This is a genomic window from Luteimonas saliphila (assembly GCF_016774335.1).
In the GTDB taxonomy this organism is placed as follows: Bacteria; Pseudomonadota; Gammaproteobacteria; order Xanthomonadales; family Xanthomonadaceae; genus Luteimonas; species Luteimonas saliphila.
Genome location: NZ_JAETWA010000026.1, coordinates 30,438 through 46,826 on the forward strand (window position 1 = coordinate 30,438; position 16,389 = coordinate 46,826).

Here is a 16,389-nt window from a genome sequence, read left to right on the forward strand (position 1 = left end):
ACGCGATGGCGACCGCACTGGTCAATGGCCGCATCCTCGGCGACGACGGATTCCACGACGGGCGCGTGGTGCTGGTCGACGGCGGGCGGATCGCCGCGGTGGTGGACGCGTGGGATCCGCACATCGCCGAGGCCGAACGCATCGACCTCGCCGGCGGCGCCCTGGTGCCGGGCTTCATCGACGCGCAGGTCAACGGCGGCGGCGGCGTGCTGCTCAACAACACGCCCACGGTCGAGGGTGTGCGCGCGATCGTCGCGGCCCATCGCCGCTTCGGCACCACCGGCCTGCTGCCGACCCTGATCAGCGACGATCGCGACACCATGCGCGCCGCGATCGCCGCGGTGCGCGAGGCGATCGTGCAGGGCGTGCCGGGCGTGCTCGGCATCCACCTCGAGGGCCCGTACCTCGCACCGACGCGCAAGGGCACCCACGATGCGCGCGCGTTCCGCGCGCCCGACGCCGCCGAGATCGCGCTGGCGACCTCGCTCGGCAATGGCGTCACCCTGCTCACCCTGGCGCCGGAGCAGCTGCCGTCCGCCACCATCCGCGCGCTGGTGGCGGGCGGGGCGGTCGTCGCCGCCGGGCACACGGCGGCCAGCTACGAACAGATCCGCGAAGGCCTCGACGCCGGGGTGCGCGGGTTCACCCATCTCTACAACGCCATGTCGCCGTTGCAGGGGCGCGAGCCGGGCGCGGTCGGCGCGGCGCTGGACGACCGCGACAGCTGGTGCGGGATCATCGTCGATGGCGTGCACGTGCATGCCGCCAGCCTGCGCGTCGCGCTCGCGGCCAAGCCGCGCGGCAAGTTGTTCCTGGTGACCGACGCGATGCCGATGGTCGGCGCCGACGATCCGGCGTTCGAGCTGTACGGCGAAACCATCACCGCGGTCGATGGCGTGGTGCGCAATGCGGCCGGCGCGCTCGCAGGCTCCGCGCTCGACATGGTCACCGCGGTGCGCAACGCCGTGCGAATGCTCGGCCTGCCGCTGGAGGAAGCCGCACGCATGGCCTCGCGCTATCCCGCCGAGTTCCTGGGGCTCGGCCACCGCCATGGCCGCATCGCGCCTGGTTACGCCGCCGACCTCGTGCTGCTCGACGCCGCGCTGGACGTGCGCGCGACCTGGATCGCGGGCGACATGGCGCGGCACGACGCTTGAGCGCGCCGGCGCCGAGGTTCGCATCGGTCGACGCGCTGCGCGGCCTGACGGTCGCGGCGATGTTGCTGGTCAACAATCCCGGCGACTGGGGCCATGTCTACACGCCGCTGCTGCATGCGACGTGGCACGGCTGCACGCCGACCGACCTGGTGTTTCCGTTCTTCCTGTTCGTGGTCGGCGTATCGATCGCGCTCGGCATCGTGCCGCGACTGGAACAGGGTGCGGATCCGCGCGCGCTGCATCGCGCGATCGCCTCGCGCGGGCTGCGCATCGTCGCGGCCGGGCTGCTGCTGCATGCGATGGCGTGGTGGGCCTACGACCAGGCGCATTACCGGCCCTGGGGCGTGCTGCAACGCATCGGCCTGTGCTTCCTGGTGGCCGCGCCGCTGGCGATGCATCTCAAGGCCCGCACCCAATGGGCCTGCATCGCGGTGTTGCTGCTCGGCTACTGGCTGCTGCTGGCGCCGGGCGGTTACGCACGCTTCGACAACCTCGCCGATCGCATCGACACCGCGCTGTTCGCGCCCCTGCTTTACCGGTACGACCCGGCGACCGGAGCCGGACACGATCCCGAGGGCCTCGTCAGCACCCTGCCCGCGATCGCGACCGTGCTGCTCGGGGTCCGCGGCGGGGACTGGCTGCGTCGCGGCGAGGTGCGACGCCTGCTGCTGGCCGCGCTGGCGATGCTGGCGGCTGGCGCGCTGTGGTCGCTGGCGATGCCGGTCAACAAGTCGCTGTGGACCTCGTCGTACGTGCTGTGGAGCGGCGGCTGGGCGGCGCTGGCGCTGGCCCTGGCGCACGTGCTGGTCGACCGGCGCGGCTGGCCTGCGCTGGGGCGCAGCTTCGGTGTCAACGCGATCGCCGCCTACGCCGGCTCCGCCCTGATGGTCTACCTGCTCGCGGCCACGGGTGTCTGGGGCGCCCTCTACCAGCATGGGTTCGCCGGCTGGATGACGCCACGTTTCGGCCCGACCCTGCCGTCGCTCGCGTTCGCGCTGGCCTTCGTCGCGCTGTGGTGGTGCATCGTGCGCGTCATGGACAGGTGCGGCTGGCACCTGAAGATCTGAAGCCGCGGCTGCCGCGCGAGGCCCCCCGCACCGGTTCACCGCCGCATCACGCCGGCTGGCTACGCTCCGCCGCATGCGCACGTCGACGCCGGCCAAGGGCCGCAGGAAGCCCCGGACCCCGCTGACGCCGGAACAGCGCGACGCGATCGAGGCCGGCCTGCGCTACGTGAGCGACGCCACGCCCGGCATCAGCCGCGTGCGCAACGGACGGGGTTTCGGCTACCGCGACCCGCAGGGCCGACCGGTGTGCGATGCCGACACGCTGCAGCGCATCCGCGCGCTGGCGATTCCGCCGGCGTACCGCGAAGTCTGGATCTGCAGCTCCGCGCGCGGCCACCTGCAGGCGACCGGGCGCGATGCGCGCGGGCGCAAGCAGTACCGTTACCACCCGGACTGGCGCCCGCTGCGCGACGCCAACAAGTTCGACCGCATCGTCGCCTTCGGCCGCGCCCTGCCGAAGCTGCGTCGCGGCGTACGCGTCGATCTCGCGCTGCCCGGGTTGCCGCGCGAGAAGGTGCTGGCCGGCGTGGTCGCGATCATGGCCACCACCCTGGTGCGCGTGGGCAACAGCAGCTACGCGCGCGACAACGGCTCGTTCGGCCTGACCACGCTGCGCAACCGCCACGCCAGGTTCCTCGGTGGCGAACTCCGGCTGCAGTTCGTCGGCAAGGGCGGGCGCCAGCACGAGGCCGGCATCCAGGACCGGCGCCTGCTGCGGCTGGTGCGCGCGGTGCACGAACTGCCCGGGCAACGCCTGTTCCAGTACCGCGACGCGGACGGCACGCTGGTGCCGGTCGAGTCCGCCGACGTCAACGACTACCTGCGCGAACGGATGGGCGCCGCGTTCACCGCCAAGGATTTTCGCACATGGGGTGCGACCGAGGTCGCGTTTCGGCTGCTGGCGGAGGTGCCGCCCGATGCCGACGCCAGCGTGGCGGTCGTGGGTGGTGTGCGCAGGCAGGTGATCGATGCGGTGGCGGCGATGCTCGGCAACACCGCCACCGTCTGCCGCAAGTCGTACGTGGATCCGCGGGTGTTCGACGGCTGGCAGGACGGCAGCCTGCATCGCGCGGCGAAGGGTGCGCGCGGGCCGCGGCAGTGGGAGGCGGCGGTGCTGCGCTTCCTGGCGCGTGCATCGCGAAAGAACTAGGCGGCGGAGCCCGCGCCTCGCGCCGCGTGGATCGCGGCCACGCGCGCCTTGCGCAACGCGTCGCCGATCGCCGGGCCGTCGAGGCCGTCACGGGCGAGGTCGCGCGCATTGATCGCGAGCGCGGCGGCGTGCAGGCGCTGCAGTTGCGCGGCCTGCGGATAGGGTGCGTCTTCGAGGCCGAGGCGGCCGCGCTTGTCGGCTTCGCAGACCAGGGCGAGCCTGGCGATGCGCCCGGGTTTGCGGAAGGCATCGCAGCGGACCAGCAGGTCGTGCACGGTGGCGTCGCGCAATTCGGCCAGGCGGTGCACGTTGAGGTGCTCGCGGCAGGCGACGATGGCCAGGTCGCGATGCTCCAGCGGCACCTTCAGGCGCTCGCACAGCGCGCGCAGCGGCGCCAGTCCGGCCTGCTCGTGGCCGATATGGCGCGGCAGTTCGTGCTTCGGCGTGCGGGCCTTGCCCAGGTCGTGGGTGAGCGCGGCGAAGCCGACCACGGTATCGCCGGGCGCGAGCCGCGCGGCCATGTCGCTGACCAGTTCCTGGTGGGTGCCGGTGTCGACCTCGGGGTGGTACTCGGCGCGTTGCGGCACGCCGTAGAGCGCGTCCACTTCGGGAAGCACCGCACGCAGCGCACCGGCCTCGCGCAACGTGCGCAGGAACGCGGAAGGCTGCCGCGCGGCGAGCGCCTTCGACAGTTCCTGCCAGACGCGCTCGGCAACCAGCGTATCGAGTTCGCCGCCGGCTGCCATCTGCTGCATCAGCGCCATGGTCTCCGGCGCGACGTGGAAGCCGAGCGGCGCGAGCCGCGCCATGAACCGCGCCGCACGCAGCACGCGCAGCGGATCTTCGACGAAGGCCGGGCCGACATGGCGCAGCACGCGCGTTTCGAGATCGCGCACGCCCCCGAGGGGATCGACGAGGTTGCCTTCGGCATCCTCGGCAATCGCGTTGATGGTGAAGTCGCGGCGCTCGATGTCCTGCTCCAGCGTCACCGACGGGTCGGCGTGCACCACGAAGCCGCGATGGCCCGGCGCGGACTTGCGTTCGGTCCGTGCGAGCGCGTACTCCTCGCCGGTGTCCGGGTGCAGGAACACCGGGAAATCGCGTCCGACTGGCCGGAAACCGGCGGCGCGCATCGATTCCGGTGTTTCGCCGACGACGACCCAGTCGCGGTCGCCCGGCGGCAGGCCGAGCAAGCGATCGCGCACCGCGCCGCCGACGAGGTAGGTCTTCATACGGGCATGATGCCTGAAGGCTGATGCGGGGCTGGTGGGGGACGCTGCGATCCGTTTGCTCCCTCCACGTGGAACGGGGGAGGGCTGGGGGCGGCGACTCGCCGGAAGCTCGACGCCGCGCGTCTCGTGCCCATCCCGACCCCGCAACAGGTGCGGGACAGGCTCTTCCACCCGTGAAGGGCGCAATGCCCCGCAAGGAGGAAGGAGCAGGGTTCGGCGTCGAAAGGGGCCCGGGCTACTTCGTCGCGGCGGCGGTCGTTGCGCGCAGCGGGGCGAGTGCGCCGGGGTCGTCGGAGAACAGGGCGTCCACGCCGGCGTCGGCCAGGGCGCGGGCTTCCGCCAGTGCGCCCTCCAGGCAGCGGGTGCGCGCGTCGCCCTCGCAGCGCAGGGCGGGCGGCAGGAAGTGGTTTTCGGGGCGCAGGGTCCATACGTGCACCGCCAGTCCGGCGGCGTGCGCGGCCTGCACCAGCGGCGAGGGTGGGGCGAGCGCGCCCGACGCGTCCAGCGGCAGCACGTAGCGCAGGTGCGGGGCGAGTACCTCGGCGTAGCCGGCGATTTCCGCCAGCGCGGCGGGCGAGGACACCATTTGCAGGTAGGGCAGTGGTTCCCCGGCGAGCGCGCGGTCGTACGGCGATTCCTCCGGCCCGCCGATCAGCTGCACGAGGAACACGTTGTCCAGCCCGGCAGTATCGAGCAGTCCGCGCAGTCGCCGCAGGTTGCCGATCTCGAACGACTGCACGCCCACCGGCACGCGGCGCGTATAGGCGTGGTGCCGCAGGCGCTCGACCAGCGTCGCTTCCGGGTCCAGCCCCAGCGCGTGGAAGTGGCTCGAATGCTTGATCTCGGGCACGAGGCCGATGTCGCGGCCCGCCTCCTGCGCCAGGCGCTCGACATGCTCGACGATCTCGTCCAGCGTCGGCACTGCGTGGCGGCCGTCGTGCCCGGTGCCGCGCAGTTCCGGCAGGCGCTCGATGGTGCGCAGTTCGCGCAGTTCGTCGAGGCTGAAGTCCTCGACGAACCAGCCCTCGGCTTCGACGCCGTCGACCTGCTGGCGACGCTTGCGCGCGGCGAACTGCGGACGCTCGGCGACGTCGGTGGTCGAGCCGATCTCGTTCTCGTGGCGCGCCACCAGCGCGCCGTCGCGCGTCATCACCAGATCCGGCTCGATGAAATCCGCGCCGTCCGCGATCGCTTTCGCATAGGCTTCGAGGGTGTGCTCGGGGCGCAGCGCGCTGGCGCCGCGGTGGGCGATGATGCGTGGTCCGTGCGCGTCGGCGCGGATGGCTTGCCGCATGGTCGGCTCCTCGCCCCAGGGGGCCGCCGGCCCGACGACGGGATCGGAGGCGATGCACGGCGCCACGAGCAGCGCCGCGCAGAGCAGTCCCATCTGGCCGCGGGCGTGATGGTCGCGCATCGTCACTTGAAATCGTACGCGAACCGCACGCCGTACTGGCGCGGGGAACCGGGAACGAAGGTCGGGATGCCGAACGCCGCGCCGGTGTTGCCGGCGTCAATCAGGTACTCCTCGTCGGTCAGGTTGCGGGCGTAGGCCTGCAGGTCCCAGCCGCCGGCCAGGCGCACGCCGAGGTTGAGGTTGAACAGGCCGTAGCCGTCCTGTTCGATGCCCGGCGAGTTGTCGTCCTCGAAGAACACCTGCGAGCGCCAGGTGTAGTTGGGGCGCAGGTAGAACGTATGCCCGTCGCCGACCGGGAACTGCCAGTCGAGGCCGATGGCGGCGGTGCGCTCGGGCGTGAGCCGGAAGCGGTTGCCTGCGAGCGCCTGCGGGTTGCCGTCGTCGTCGACGGCGTTGAACTTCGCGTCGATCCAGCCGTAGTTGACGAAGCCGGTGAGGCGGTCGCTGAAGCGGTTCATCAGCGAGATCTCGACGCCGGCCGCATGCGCGTTGCCGCCGTTGGCGGTGACGAAGAACGGCGGCGGATCCGGGTTCTCGATCTGCGCCTGGAAGTTGCTGTAGTCGTAGTAGAACGCGGCGAGGTCGTAGACGAAGCGTCCATCGTTCGCCGCGCCCTTCAGGCCGATCTCGTAGCTCTCGACGATCTCGGCGTCGACTTTCTCCATGGCGCCGTTGTTGAACTGGATCAGGTTCGGGCGACGGCCGCGCGAAACGCTCGCGTAGCCGTTGATGTCGTCGCTGAACCGGTAGCTGGCGACCGCGCGGCCGACCACCGACGAGTACGAATCCGAAGCGGTCACGCGGCCCGCGGTGGGCGGGAAGAGGGCATTGGGGAATGCGGTGCTGTCGGGGAACGAGGGCAGGAACAGCCCCAGCACGCTGGGCGTGCCGTGGAACAGCGCCTCGTAGCCGGACTCGATCTTCTCTCGCGTGTAGCGCAGTCCGAGGGTGAGGTCGAGGCGGTCGGTGGCCGACCAGGTGCCGTCGGCGAACAGCTCCACCGCGCGCACGTCGCCGAGGTTGGCGTATTCCTCGGTGTGCATCGGCTTGAGCGGCAGCAGCGGCGGCAGTCCGAGCATCTGCTGCAGGGCCGGGTGCACCTGGATCAGCGACAGGCTGGTGTTGGGCGTGCCGTCGGCGTTGAGCAGCGGCACCACTGGCATCAGGCCGCCGGTCATGCCCGAGAGCAACGGCGAAAGCAGCGCGTACAGGCTGCGCTCGTCGGTGCTGAACGGCACGCGCTGTGAGCCGGATTCGTCGAACCAGCTGCCGCCGAAGAAGCCGCGGAAGCGGCCACCGCCGTCGTAGTTGAAGCGCACGTCCTGGCTGAGCTGGCGGCCTTCGGCGATCTCGGCGAACTCCAGCAGGTAGGCCTGCGAGCCGTCGGCGTCGAACTGCTCGGTCGAGTCGAAGCGGCGCCAGCCGCCGATGACGTCGAGCGTCCAGCTGTCGCCGAGGCGGAAGCCGCCGAGCACGGTGGCGCTGTCGACGGTCCGGTCCAGGCCCAGCTCGCGGCCGCGGGTGAGGTCGGCGGCGGCGTCGAAGAAGTCGATCCTGCCCTCGCGTGTGGGGATGTTGCCGCTGCGGAACGCGGTGCCGGGCGGCGTGTCCTTCTGGTGGTTGAGGATCAGGTCGAGGCCGGCGTCGTCGCCCAGGTCCAGGCGCAGGCTGGCGCGGATGGCCTGGGTGTCGCGGCCGTTGAGCTCGCCGCCGGAGAGGTTGTCGACGCTGCCGTCGCGCTTGTGGTGGAACACCGCGAGGCGGCCGTACAGCGTGTCGTCGACGAGCGGCGCGTTGACGTGGCCGGTGTAGTAGCTTTCGTCGTCGCTGCCGAAGCCGAAGCGGAAGCCGCTGTCGAACGCATTACGGGCCTTGTTCTGGATCAGATGGATGGCGCCGATCTGCGCGCCGCGGCCGAACAGCGTGCCCTGCGGGCCGCGCAGCACCTCGACGCGTTCCATGTCGAACAGTTCCACCACCGATCCGCGCGAGCGGCTGATCGACACGCCGTCCTGGAACACCGACACGCGCGGCTCGCTGGTGGCGTCGCCGCTGTCGGAGGTGATGCCGCGGATCACGAAGCCGGGATTGTTGGGGCTCTGTACCTGGGTTTGCAGGCCGGGCACGTAGTGGCCGAGCTGCTCGAAGCCGTCGATGCCGAGGTTCTCGAGGAACTCGCCCGAGTAGGCGGTGATCGCGATCGGAACGTCCTGCACCTGCTGCTCGCGCTTCTGCGCGGTGACGATCATCCGGTCGAGCTGGACGATGCTGCCGTCGGGCGCATCGGCTTCCTGCGCGGAGGCGCCGGCGCAGGACACGGCGAGCGCGATCGCGAGCACGCTCCGGCGAAACATGATGTTGCGCATCGGGCGGGGTGCGGGGCGGAGGCGGGGTGCGGGGGCGGGGAAAGGCATCGGGAGTCGACTCCATGGAGAAAAGGCCGCGCGAGCGGTCAACCGGAGAAGGGTTCCACGCGCAAATTGCAGGGCAGTGACTGCCGCCGCGTCACCGTGGCGTCACCTGCGCGCGCTGCACTGGACAGTTCCGGCGCGGCGCGGACCCGTGGCGCCGGCCTCCCCATCCTTCCGTTGCGAGCCCCACGTGCAGACTTCCCTCACCCGACGCCGGTTCCTCCGCACCATCTCCCTGAGCGCCGCCGCGCTGGCCGTCCCCGCCATCGCGTTCCCGCCCGCCGAACGCGGGCCTTCGGGGCCGTTGCCAGCAGACCGCGGCCGCTTCCCGCAGTCGGTCGCGTCCGGCGATCCGCGCCCGGACAGGCTGCTGCTGTGGACACGCGTCTCCAGCGCCGCGCCGCGCGAGACACTGTTGCTGCAGCTGGCGACGTCGGACGACTTCTCGCAGATGCTGTTCGAGCGCGACGTGGCGTGCATGGCCAGCCATGACCACTGCGTGCGCGTGCGCGTGATCGACCTGCCGCCACGCACGACGCTGCACTACCGCTTCCTGCTGCGCGAAGACGAGCGCTGGGTCGCCTCGCCCGCGGGACGCACGTGCACCGCGCCCGCGCCCGGCGACGACGCGCCGCTGCGCTTCGCCTTCATGAGCTGCCAGGACTACGGCGGGCGCTGGTACAACACCCTGCTGCCGCTGCTCGACGAGGACCTGGACTTCGTCCTGCACCTGGGCGACTTCGTCTACGAGACGGTGGGCGATCCCGGCTTCCAGTCCACCGACGGCGGGCGCCGCATCGCATTCGACGATCTTTCCGGGGCGCTGGCGCTCGGCGATCCGGACGCGCCGTACTTCGCCGCGCGCAGCCTGGACAACTACCGGCAGTTGCACCGCACCGTGCGTACCGATCCGGTGCTGCAGCGCCTGCTTGAGCGCGCGCCGCTGGTGGCAATCTGGGACGACCACGAGTTCGCCGACGATTGCTGGCAGGACAACGCCACGCATTTCGACGGCCGCTTCGGCGAGTCCGACCGCGAGCGTCGGCGCAATGCCGAGCAGGCGTACCTGGAATACATCCCGATCGACATCGATGACCGCATGCCGGGCGAGGCCCAGGTGCCGCGCGAGCGGCTGTTCCCGCAACTGCGGATTTGGCGCAACCTGCGCTTCGGCCGCCACCTCGACCTGCTGCTGACCGACACGCGCAGCGAGCGCCCGGACCACCTGATTCCGGAGGACGCCTTCCCCGGCCGCGTGCTGCACGACGCGGAGGAACTGCACGCGCGCCTGCCGCAGCTGGGCATCGATCCGGCCACGCTCGACGGGTTGCTGGTGCCGTGGATCGACCTCGACGCGCCCGCGCACGCGGCCTTGCGCGCGCCGCTGCACGCGGTGGTGGAGTCCGCCTGCCTGCGCGATGGACTGGACGAGACACAGGCGCGGCAGTACGCCGACACAGCGGTACACGGACGCATCGCGTGGCCGGTGGTGGGCGAGCTGCTCGCGCAGTGGAACGCGCAGGCGCCGGAAGCGGCGCGCGTGACCGTTCCCGACGCGGCGCAGGCGGACGGCTTCGGCTTGGCGTGGCTCAGCCTCGGCAAGAGCCGGCTGTTCAGCAGCCTGGGCGCGCGCTACATGGTGCCGGAAGCGTCCTATGCCGCACTGGCCGCGCTGCTGCGCGGGCCGGTTCACCGGCCGATGTCGGACGCGCAATGGCAATGGCTCGGCGACCGCCTGCGGCAGTCGGATGCGGGTTGGAAGCTCGTCGCCAGCTCGATCTCGCTCACGCCGATCCTGCTCGACCTGTCGCGACCGGAGCTGGAGGCGCCGGCCGCGCTGCGGCACCGCTTCCTGCTCAACGTCGACCAGTGGGACGGCTTCCCGCAGGCGCGCGCCGCGCTGGTCGATGAGGTGTTCGCGCCGGCCGGCAACGTGGTGGTGCTCAGCGGCGACATCCACGCCGCCTTCGTCAGCCAGCACGGGCCGCGGGTGAGCGAGTTCACCGTGCCGGCGGTGTCCTCGACCACGCTGGGCGACATCGTCGCCGACGAAGTCGAGCGCGATCCCGCCTCCGCCGCGACCGGACGGCGACTGGTCGAAGGCCTGGACGCGCTGGTGGCGGCCGGTTCATCGCGATTGCGCCACGTGTGCACGCGCAGGCATGGCGTGTGCCTGGCGCGCGTGGACGGCGGCGTGTTCGAGGTGGAGCTGCTGACGCTGCCGCCTGCGTTGGCGCGACAGTCGTTCTACGAGCGGCCGGAAGCGCTCGCCGGGCAGTTCGAGCGGCGGACGTTCCGGGTCGCGGCGGAAAGCGGGCAGGTGGCGGCAACCGGCCACAGGTTCTAGGCAGTCGGCGCCGGGCCGGCGGACTTCTTGCGGTGCGTGCGAGCGTATATTCCTCGCCCGTGTCCGGATGCAGGAACACCGGGAAGTCGCGGCCCACCGGCCTGAAGCCGGCGGCCAGCATCGACTCCGGCGTTTCGCCGACGACCACGAAGTCGCGGTTGCCGGGGGCTGGCCCAGCAGCCGGTCGCGGACTGCGCCGCCGACGAGATAGCTCTTCATCCGCGCATGATGCCTGAAGGCAACCCCGGGGTCGGAGCCGCTCTCCCCGTCGGGGTTTGCGGTATCCATGCCGCATGCAGAACAGGCGACGCTGGCCCGGTCTTCCGGTGCGCGTGAATCCGGCGTACGCAAGGGTCCTCCTACACTGCAGTCATGAAGCCAAAGACATTCGGGCGGGTTGGACGCTTGGTCGCAATCGCGCCGGCCCTATGGCTGCCGATGGCCGCCCTCGCCGCCGCTGCGCCGGCGCCGGGCGAGACGCCCGCAGCCGGGACGACGCTCGACGTGGTGCTGATGCTGTCGTACCTCGGCGCCGCGATCGTGCTGTCGTTCCTGTGTTCGATCGCGGAGTCGGCGCTGCTGAGCATGACGCCGTCCTACATCGCAGGCCTGCGCAGCGCGCGCCCTCGGCTCGCGGACCAGCTCTGGCGCCTGCGGCTGGGCAATATCGACCGCTCGCTGGCCGCGATCCTGACCCTGAACACCATCGCCCACACTGCCGGCGCCGTCGGCTCCGGCGCCAAGGCGACCGTGGTGTTCGGCAGTGCGTGGGTCGGCGTGTTTTCCGCGGTGGCGACGCTGCTGATCCTGTTCCTGTCGGAAATCGTGCCCAAGACGCTGGGCGCGCTGTACTGGCGCCGGCTCGCGGTACCGACGATGTGGTTCATCCGGGTGCTGATCGTGCTGCTGTATCCGCTGATCCGGGTCTCGGAACTGCTGACCCGGCTGCTGGCGCGCGGGCACGAGGGCGAGGGTTTCAACCGCGAGGAGTTCCTCGCGATGGCGGGCATGGGCGAGGCCAGCGGCGATCTCGATCCGCGCGAGTCGCGGATCCTGCGCAACCTGTTCGGCATGAGCACGCTGCGCACCTGGAACGTGATGACGCCGCGCACGGTGATCGCCTCGCTGGCGGCGGACACGACCGTGGAAGCGGCGCTTGCCGACGCGCGCACCGCGCCGTTCTCGCGCATCCCGGTGTTCACGCGCGACATCGACGATGTGGCGGGTTTCGTACTGCGCGACGAACTGCGCCAGGCCGAAGCGACGGGGCGCGGACGCGAACCGGTGTCGGCACTCGCGCGGCCGCTGCTGACGGTCGCCGACAGCATGCCGCTGAGCGGGTTGCTGGAGTTCCTGCTGGAGAAGCGCCAGCAGTTGGCCCTGGTGGTCGGCGAGTACGGCGACACCGTCGGACTGGTGACGCTCGAGGACGTGGTCGAAACCCTGCTGGGCGACGAGATCGTCGACGAGCGCGACCGTGTCAGCGACATGCAGCGACTGGCGCGCGAGCGCTGGGAGCGGCGCGCGGCGCGGCACGGCATCGTCTGGCAACAGGAAGACGAGGAATCCGGCTCACGCCGCGCATCGCCGCCGGAGTAGCGCGATGGGGTCCGTCGCCCGGTCCGCGTTCCGGGGCACGACGACGCGTCCGGGCTCGCTCGCCCCGCTTCCCACGATGGACTGCCCGCAACGCAGGTGCGCTGCCCCCGGCGAGCGGTGCCCGGCTACGAAGCGGCCGGGCAGGCGAACCTGCGGCGCGGCGAACCGGCGATGCCGAGCATGCGGTCGCTGACCGGCGTCGCCACGCCGTACATGCGCCAGTCGTAGATCACGCTGAAGGCGAGGATGCGGGCGATGTACTCGCGCGTTTCCTTGTAGCTGATCGTCTCGATCCACAGGTCCGGATCCATCGTCGGCCGCTGCGAGAGCCAGCGCGAGGTCGGCGTCGGCCCGGCGTTGTAGGCGGCGATGGCGACGTAGGGCTTGCCATACATCTGCTCCTTCTCGCGCAGGTAGGCGGTGCCGATGACGATGTTGGTTTCCGGATCGTAGAGGCTCTCCGCGCCGCTCCAGGGCAGGCCGAGCCGACGCGCGACCGCGGCGCCGGTACCGGGCAGCACCTGCATCAGGCCGCGCGCGTCGGCGGGCGAGCGCGCTCGCGGGTTGAACGTGCTCTCGGCGCGGATCTCTGCAGCGATCCAGGCGGGGTCTAGCCCGTTCTTCTTCGCCTCGCGCTGGATCACGTCGGCGTGGTGGATCGGGAAGCGCAGCGTGTACAGCCGCAGTTCGCCCGGGGCCTTGCCGAGGCCGAACACGCCGCGGTCGAACCAGCCGTGGTCCTGCGCGACCTCGACCGCGATGCGTCGCTGCGCATCGTCGAACCGCGACAGCGCGTCGTTCCATTCGCGGACCGCCCAGCCGCTGCGGTCCGCGCGCTGCAGCGCCATCGCGCGCACGATCGCCGGGTCGGCGGCGACGGCCGCCTTCTGCGTCGGCGTCCAGTCGGGCATCCACGGACACAGCGCGTAGGGTTGCTGCAGTCTGTCGGCGGCGAGGAAGCCATGGAAGTCGGCACTGGTGGCGACCTGCGCATACAGCGCCTGCGCGCCGGCGCGGTCGCCGGTCAGCTCCCGCATGCGCGCCTCGAACCATTGCCAGCGCGAGTTGCCGCGCTGCTCCGCACCCATCTTCTGCAGCGCCGCGAGCGCGGCGCGCCAGTCCGAACGCGCGAGCGCCTCGCGTACGCGCCATTCGTGCAGGCGCTCGTCGTACGCGCTGTCGGGCACCAGGGCCAGCAGGCGCGCCGAGTCGGGCAGGTAGGAGGCCACCGTCCACAGCGCGGCCTGGTACAGCACGCGGCCTCGCTCTTCCTCGCCGAAGCCCAGCGCATCGGCGATCGCGGACAGTCGCGCTTCCGCGGCGAGCGGATCGGCCTTGGCGAACTTCGCCAGTCCGTGCGAGGCGACCAGGCGGCTGCGTGCGGTCCTCGGCCATCCTGTCGCGCGTGCGTGCGGCGCCTGCACGAAGGCTGCGTAGTCGTTCGCCTGCGCGAGCTGTTCCGGCGGCAGGCCGCGCGCGGCGACGCGCATCACGCCCGGCTCCCATTCGGCGGCGGCGAGTTCGATCCGTTCCCAGCGCAGTTCGTCGCCAAGGCCGCCGCGTGCCGCGAGCGCGACGAACACCGGATCGCATGCGTCGGGCAGCGACTTGCCGCTGCTGCGCCACATGTCCTGCGCATCGCGGGTCCATTGCGCGTCGGCGGCGCCGGTGCGATGGCGCGCGTCGAGTTCGGCGCAGCGCAGTGCAACACTGCTGACCGATGGCGACCATGCGGCGCGCAGGCCGCTCCAGTCCTCGCGCTTGAGCAGGGCGCGCAGCCACGCGTCGCGGAACACCTCGGCGACCGCTTCGCCGCGGTAGCGCGACAGGAAGGCCTGCGCCTGCGCCGCCGGCAGGGCGTCGATGTCCCGGCGCAGCGTGGCCATCTCCACCCAGCGCCGGGCGGGATGGCTGTCGGCGAGCGCGGGTGCCGGCAGGCCGCGTTCGGCGGCCTCGATCGCGGTTCGCAGCGCCGCATCGGCATCCTGGGCCTGCGCGGCGGGCGCCAGCAGCAGCGTGGCGAGTACGATGGACAGGCGTGGCTCGAACATGCGCGGACTATAACGAAGGGCCCATGAACTCCGATTCAGACTGCTCCATCACCCGCGAAGGGGCGCGCGCGTGATCGAAGGCTGGTGGATATTTCCGTTGCTCGGCGTCGCCGCCGGCGTGCTCGCGGGCCTGCTCGGCATCGGCGGCGGCCTGGTACTGATCGGTGCGCTGGTGTGGCTGCTGCCTGCGTATGGCGTGCCGCAGGACGCGGCGATGCACGCGGCGCTGGCGAGTTCGCTGGCGAGCATCGTGCTCACCGCGGCCTCGTCCGCGCGCTCGCACCACCGCCGCGGCGGCGTGCTGTGGCCGACGGTGGCGTGGATGGTGCCGGGACTGCTGCTCGGGGGCTGGTTGGGCAGCCTGGTGGCGGTCGCGCTGGACGGCGACGTGCTGCGCTGGTGCGTGGCGCTCTATTGTTTCCTGGTCGCGGCGCAGATGGCCTTCGGCGGCCCGCGCGGCGACGCGGCGCGCCCCGGCATCGTGCCGACGGGGTGGCCGATGTCGCTGGCAGGCGGCGGCATCGGCGCGGTCTCGGCGGTGGTCGGCATCGGCGGCGGCAGCATGACCGTGCCGCTGCTGGTCTGGCGCGGCGTGGTACCGGTGCGCGCGGTCGGCACCTCGTCGGCTTGCGGCATCTTCATCGCGATCGCCAGCGCGGCGGGCTACGCGGTGCATGCGCCCGCGGGCGCACTGCCGGCGCATGCGGTCGGCTATGTCTATCTGCCGGCGGCGATCGGCATCGCGCTGGCCTCGGTGCTGGCGGCGCCGCTGGGCACGCGCCTGGCGCATGCGATCAGCGGCACCGCACTGCGGCGCGTGTTCGCCGGGTTCATGGTGCTGGTGGGGATCAGCATGCTGCTCTGAAGCGAACCGGAGAAACCGGGGTCAGAGTCGACTTTTCGCCGGCGGCGCCTGGGCGGAATCGGCAGAAGGTCGAAAAGTCGACTCTGACCCCGGTTCTGGTTTCACTCCGGCGCGATCGCAGCCTCCGCGTGCCGCAGGAAGTCGCTGACATACCAGCGGCCCTCGCGGCGTTCGAGGTTGACGATGGTGTCGACCGGGGTGCCGGCGAGCGTGTACTGCAGCCGCACGCGGGCGAGGTCGCCGGTCTGCGACTGCAGCTGGACCTGCATCCCGCCCAGGTCGGCGTCGAGATCGAAACCGTAGGACGCCAGCACCTGCTTGCCGGTCGCCAGCACCTTCGACATGCGCCGCAGGCTTTCCTCCATGCCGGCGTCGGCGAAGGCCTGCTCGCTGTCGAGCGCGGCCTCGCGGGCGGCGGTCGCCATCGTCGCGATCGCGGCCTGCGCGCGCGCGCGGTCGCCGATCGGCGCCTGGCCGGCCCACGCCCCGAGGGCCTGCACCAGTTGCGGGTAGTGTTCGCGCTCGGACGGGCTGAAATCGCCCTGCTGGGTGATGTACTGCACGGTGAACACGGTGAGGAATTCCGCGGCCGAAGCCAGGCTGGCGTTGGCGAGCTGGCGGTCGAAGCCCTGCTGCAGGGTCTTCTCCGCGTCCGGCGCCGACAGCGCCGCCATCGCCCGCGGCAGGTGCTGGGCGAACGGCAACTGGTCGAGCGGCCACCGGGTCCGGCCCTCGCGCCACGCTACCTCGAGCTGCCCGTGGATCGCGGGTGTCACCGCGTCGCGGGCGAAGGCTTCGAGGTCGTTGCCGCGCAGGTGTGCGGTGAGCAGGCGTACCGTATCGCCCGGGGTCGGCGCCTCGGCGGGCGGTGCGGTGGGCGCGTCGCCGCGACAGCCCGGCAGCGCCAGCGCGGCAGCCACCAGCGGCGCGACCCACGCGACGATTCTGCGGTTCCCCATGGCAGGACCTTTCCCCAGGATCCGTCCGCATCTTGGCCGTTGGGGCCGCAGCCGGCAACCGGACGCGGCGCGAACCGGGCCGGCGTCGGCTTTCACCGACGGCCTGTGGTCCCCGCAGGGGCGAACCTCGGCGCGGA

11 protein-coding genes and 1 pseudogene are annotated in these 16,389 nt (G+C 71.6%); 6 read left to right on the forward strand and 6 right to left on the reverse strand.

Annotated elements, in window-relative coordinates:
* Positions 1 to 5 precede the first annotated feature (5 nt).
* The 3 genes from nagA to JMO03_RS05910 all read left to right on the forward strand — a co-directional run bounded on the left by nagA (position 6) and on the right by JMO03_RS05910 (position 3,374).
* A complete protein-coding gene (nagA, locus tag JMO03_RS05900; protein ID WP_202841378.1) occupies positions 6 to 1,157 on the forward strand; it encodes an N-acetylglucosamine-6-phosphate deacetylase in 1,152 nt (383 codons plus the stop codon).
* Entirely contained in the window at positions 1,154 to 2,224 is a 1,071-nt protein-coding gene (locus tag JMO03_RS05905) for an acyltransferase family protein (protein ID WP_273544229.1), read from the forward strand. The genes nagA and JMO03_RS05905 overlap by 4 nt, the downstream gene beginning before the upstream one ends.
* Before the next feature lie 73 nt (positions 2,225 to 2,297).
* On the forward strand, positions 2,298 to 3,374 hold the full coding sequence (locus JMO03_RS05910) for a DNA topoisomerase IB (RefSeq protein WP_202841380.1): 1,077 nt from the start codon (positions 2,298 to 2,300) through the stop codon (positions 3,372 to 3,374).
* Here the strand turns inward: JMO03_RS05910 and JMO03_RS05915 are convergent.
* From JMO03_RS05915 to JMO03_RS05925, 3 genes are all read right to left on the reverse strand, one after another.
* Positions 3,371 to 4,606 (reverse strand): multifunctional CCA addition/repair protein, encoded by a 1,236-nt coding sequence (locus JMO03_RS05915; protein WP_202841385.1) that lies wholly within the window; start codon positions 4,604 to 4,606, stop codon positions 3,371 to 3,373. The genes JMO03_RS05910 and JMO03_RS05915 overlap by 4 nt on opposite strands.
* Before the next feature lie 235 nt (positions 4,607 to 4,841).
* A complete protein-coding gene (locus JMO03_RS05920) occupies positions 4,842 to 5,900 on the reverse strand; it encodes a glycerophosphodiester phosphodiesterase family protein (RefSeq protein WP_202841774.1) in 1,059 nt (352 codons plus the stop codon).
* A 122-nt stretch (positions 5,901 to 6,022) separates the two neighbouring features.
* Positions 6,023 to 8,374 carry a TonB-dependent receptor gene (locus tag JMO03_RS05925; RefSeq protein ID WP_202841387.1) on the reverse strand — a complete coding sequence of 784 codons (2,352 nt, stop codon included), beginning with the start codon at positions 8,372 to 8,374 and terminating at the stop codon, positions 6,023 to 6,025.
* Between the two features lie 247 nt (positions 8,375 to 8,621).
* Here JMO03_RS05925 and JMO03_RS05930 point away from each other — a divergent pair, with 247 nt between their 5' ends.
* Positions 8,622 to 10,778, forward strand: coding sequence for an alkaline phosphatase D family protein (locus JMO03_RS05930; RefSeq protein ID WP_202841389.1), 2,157 nt, complete (start codon positions 8,622 to 8,624; stop codon positions 10,776 to 10,778).
* Positions 10,779 to 10,803: 25 nt separating this feature from the next.
* Here JMO03_RS05930 and cca read toward each other — a convergent pair.
* Positions 10,804 to 10,997, reverse strand: a pseudogene (gene cca / locus JMO03_RS05935) (multifunctional CCA addition/repair protein); the annotation flags it as partial.
* A gap of 219 nt (positions 10,998 to 11,216) precedes the next feature.
* On the opposite strand from cca, the gene JMO03_RS05940 reads away from it, so the two are divergent.
* Positions 11,217 to 12,377, forward strand: a complete 1,161-nt coding sequence (locus JMO03_RS05940) for a CNNM domain-containing protein (RefSeq protein WP_202841391.1) — start codon at positions 11,217 to 11,219, stop codon at positions 12,375 to 12,377.
* Between the two features lie 125 nt (positions 12,378 to 12,502).
* On the opposite strand, the gene JMO03_RS05945 is transcribed toward JMO03_RS05940, so the two are convergent.
* Positions 12,503 to 14,428, reverse strand: coding sequence for a lytic transglycosylase domain-containing protein (locus JMO03_RS05945; protein ID WP_202841393.1), 1,926 nt, complete (start codon positions 14,426 to 14,428; stop codon positions 12,503 to 12,505).
* A gap of 70 nt (positions 14,429 to 14,498) precedes the next feature.
* Between JMO03_RS05945 and JMO03_RS05950 the strand changes: the two genes are divergently transcribed.
* Positions 14,499 to 15,293, forward strand: a complete 795-nt coding sequence (locus JMO03_RS05950; protein ID WP_337926370.1) for a sulfite exporter TauE/SafE family protein — start codon at positions 14,499 to 14,501, stop codon at positions 15,291 to 15,293.
* 101 nt (positions 15,294 to 15,394) lie between these two features.
* On the opposite strand, the gene JMO03_RS05955 is transcribed toward JMO03_RS05950, so the two are convergent.
* Positions 15,395 to 16,252, reverse strand: a complete 858-nt coding sequence (locus tag JMO03_RS05955) for a hypothetical protein (protein WP_202841395.1) — start codon at positions 16,250 to 16,252, stop codon at positions 15,395 to 15,397.
* Positions 16,253 to 16,389 lie beyond the last annotated feature (137 nt).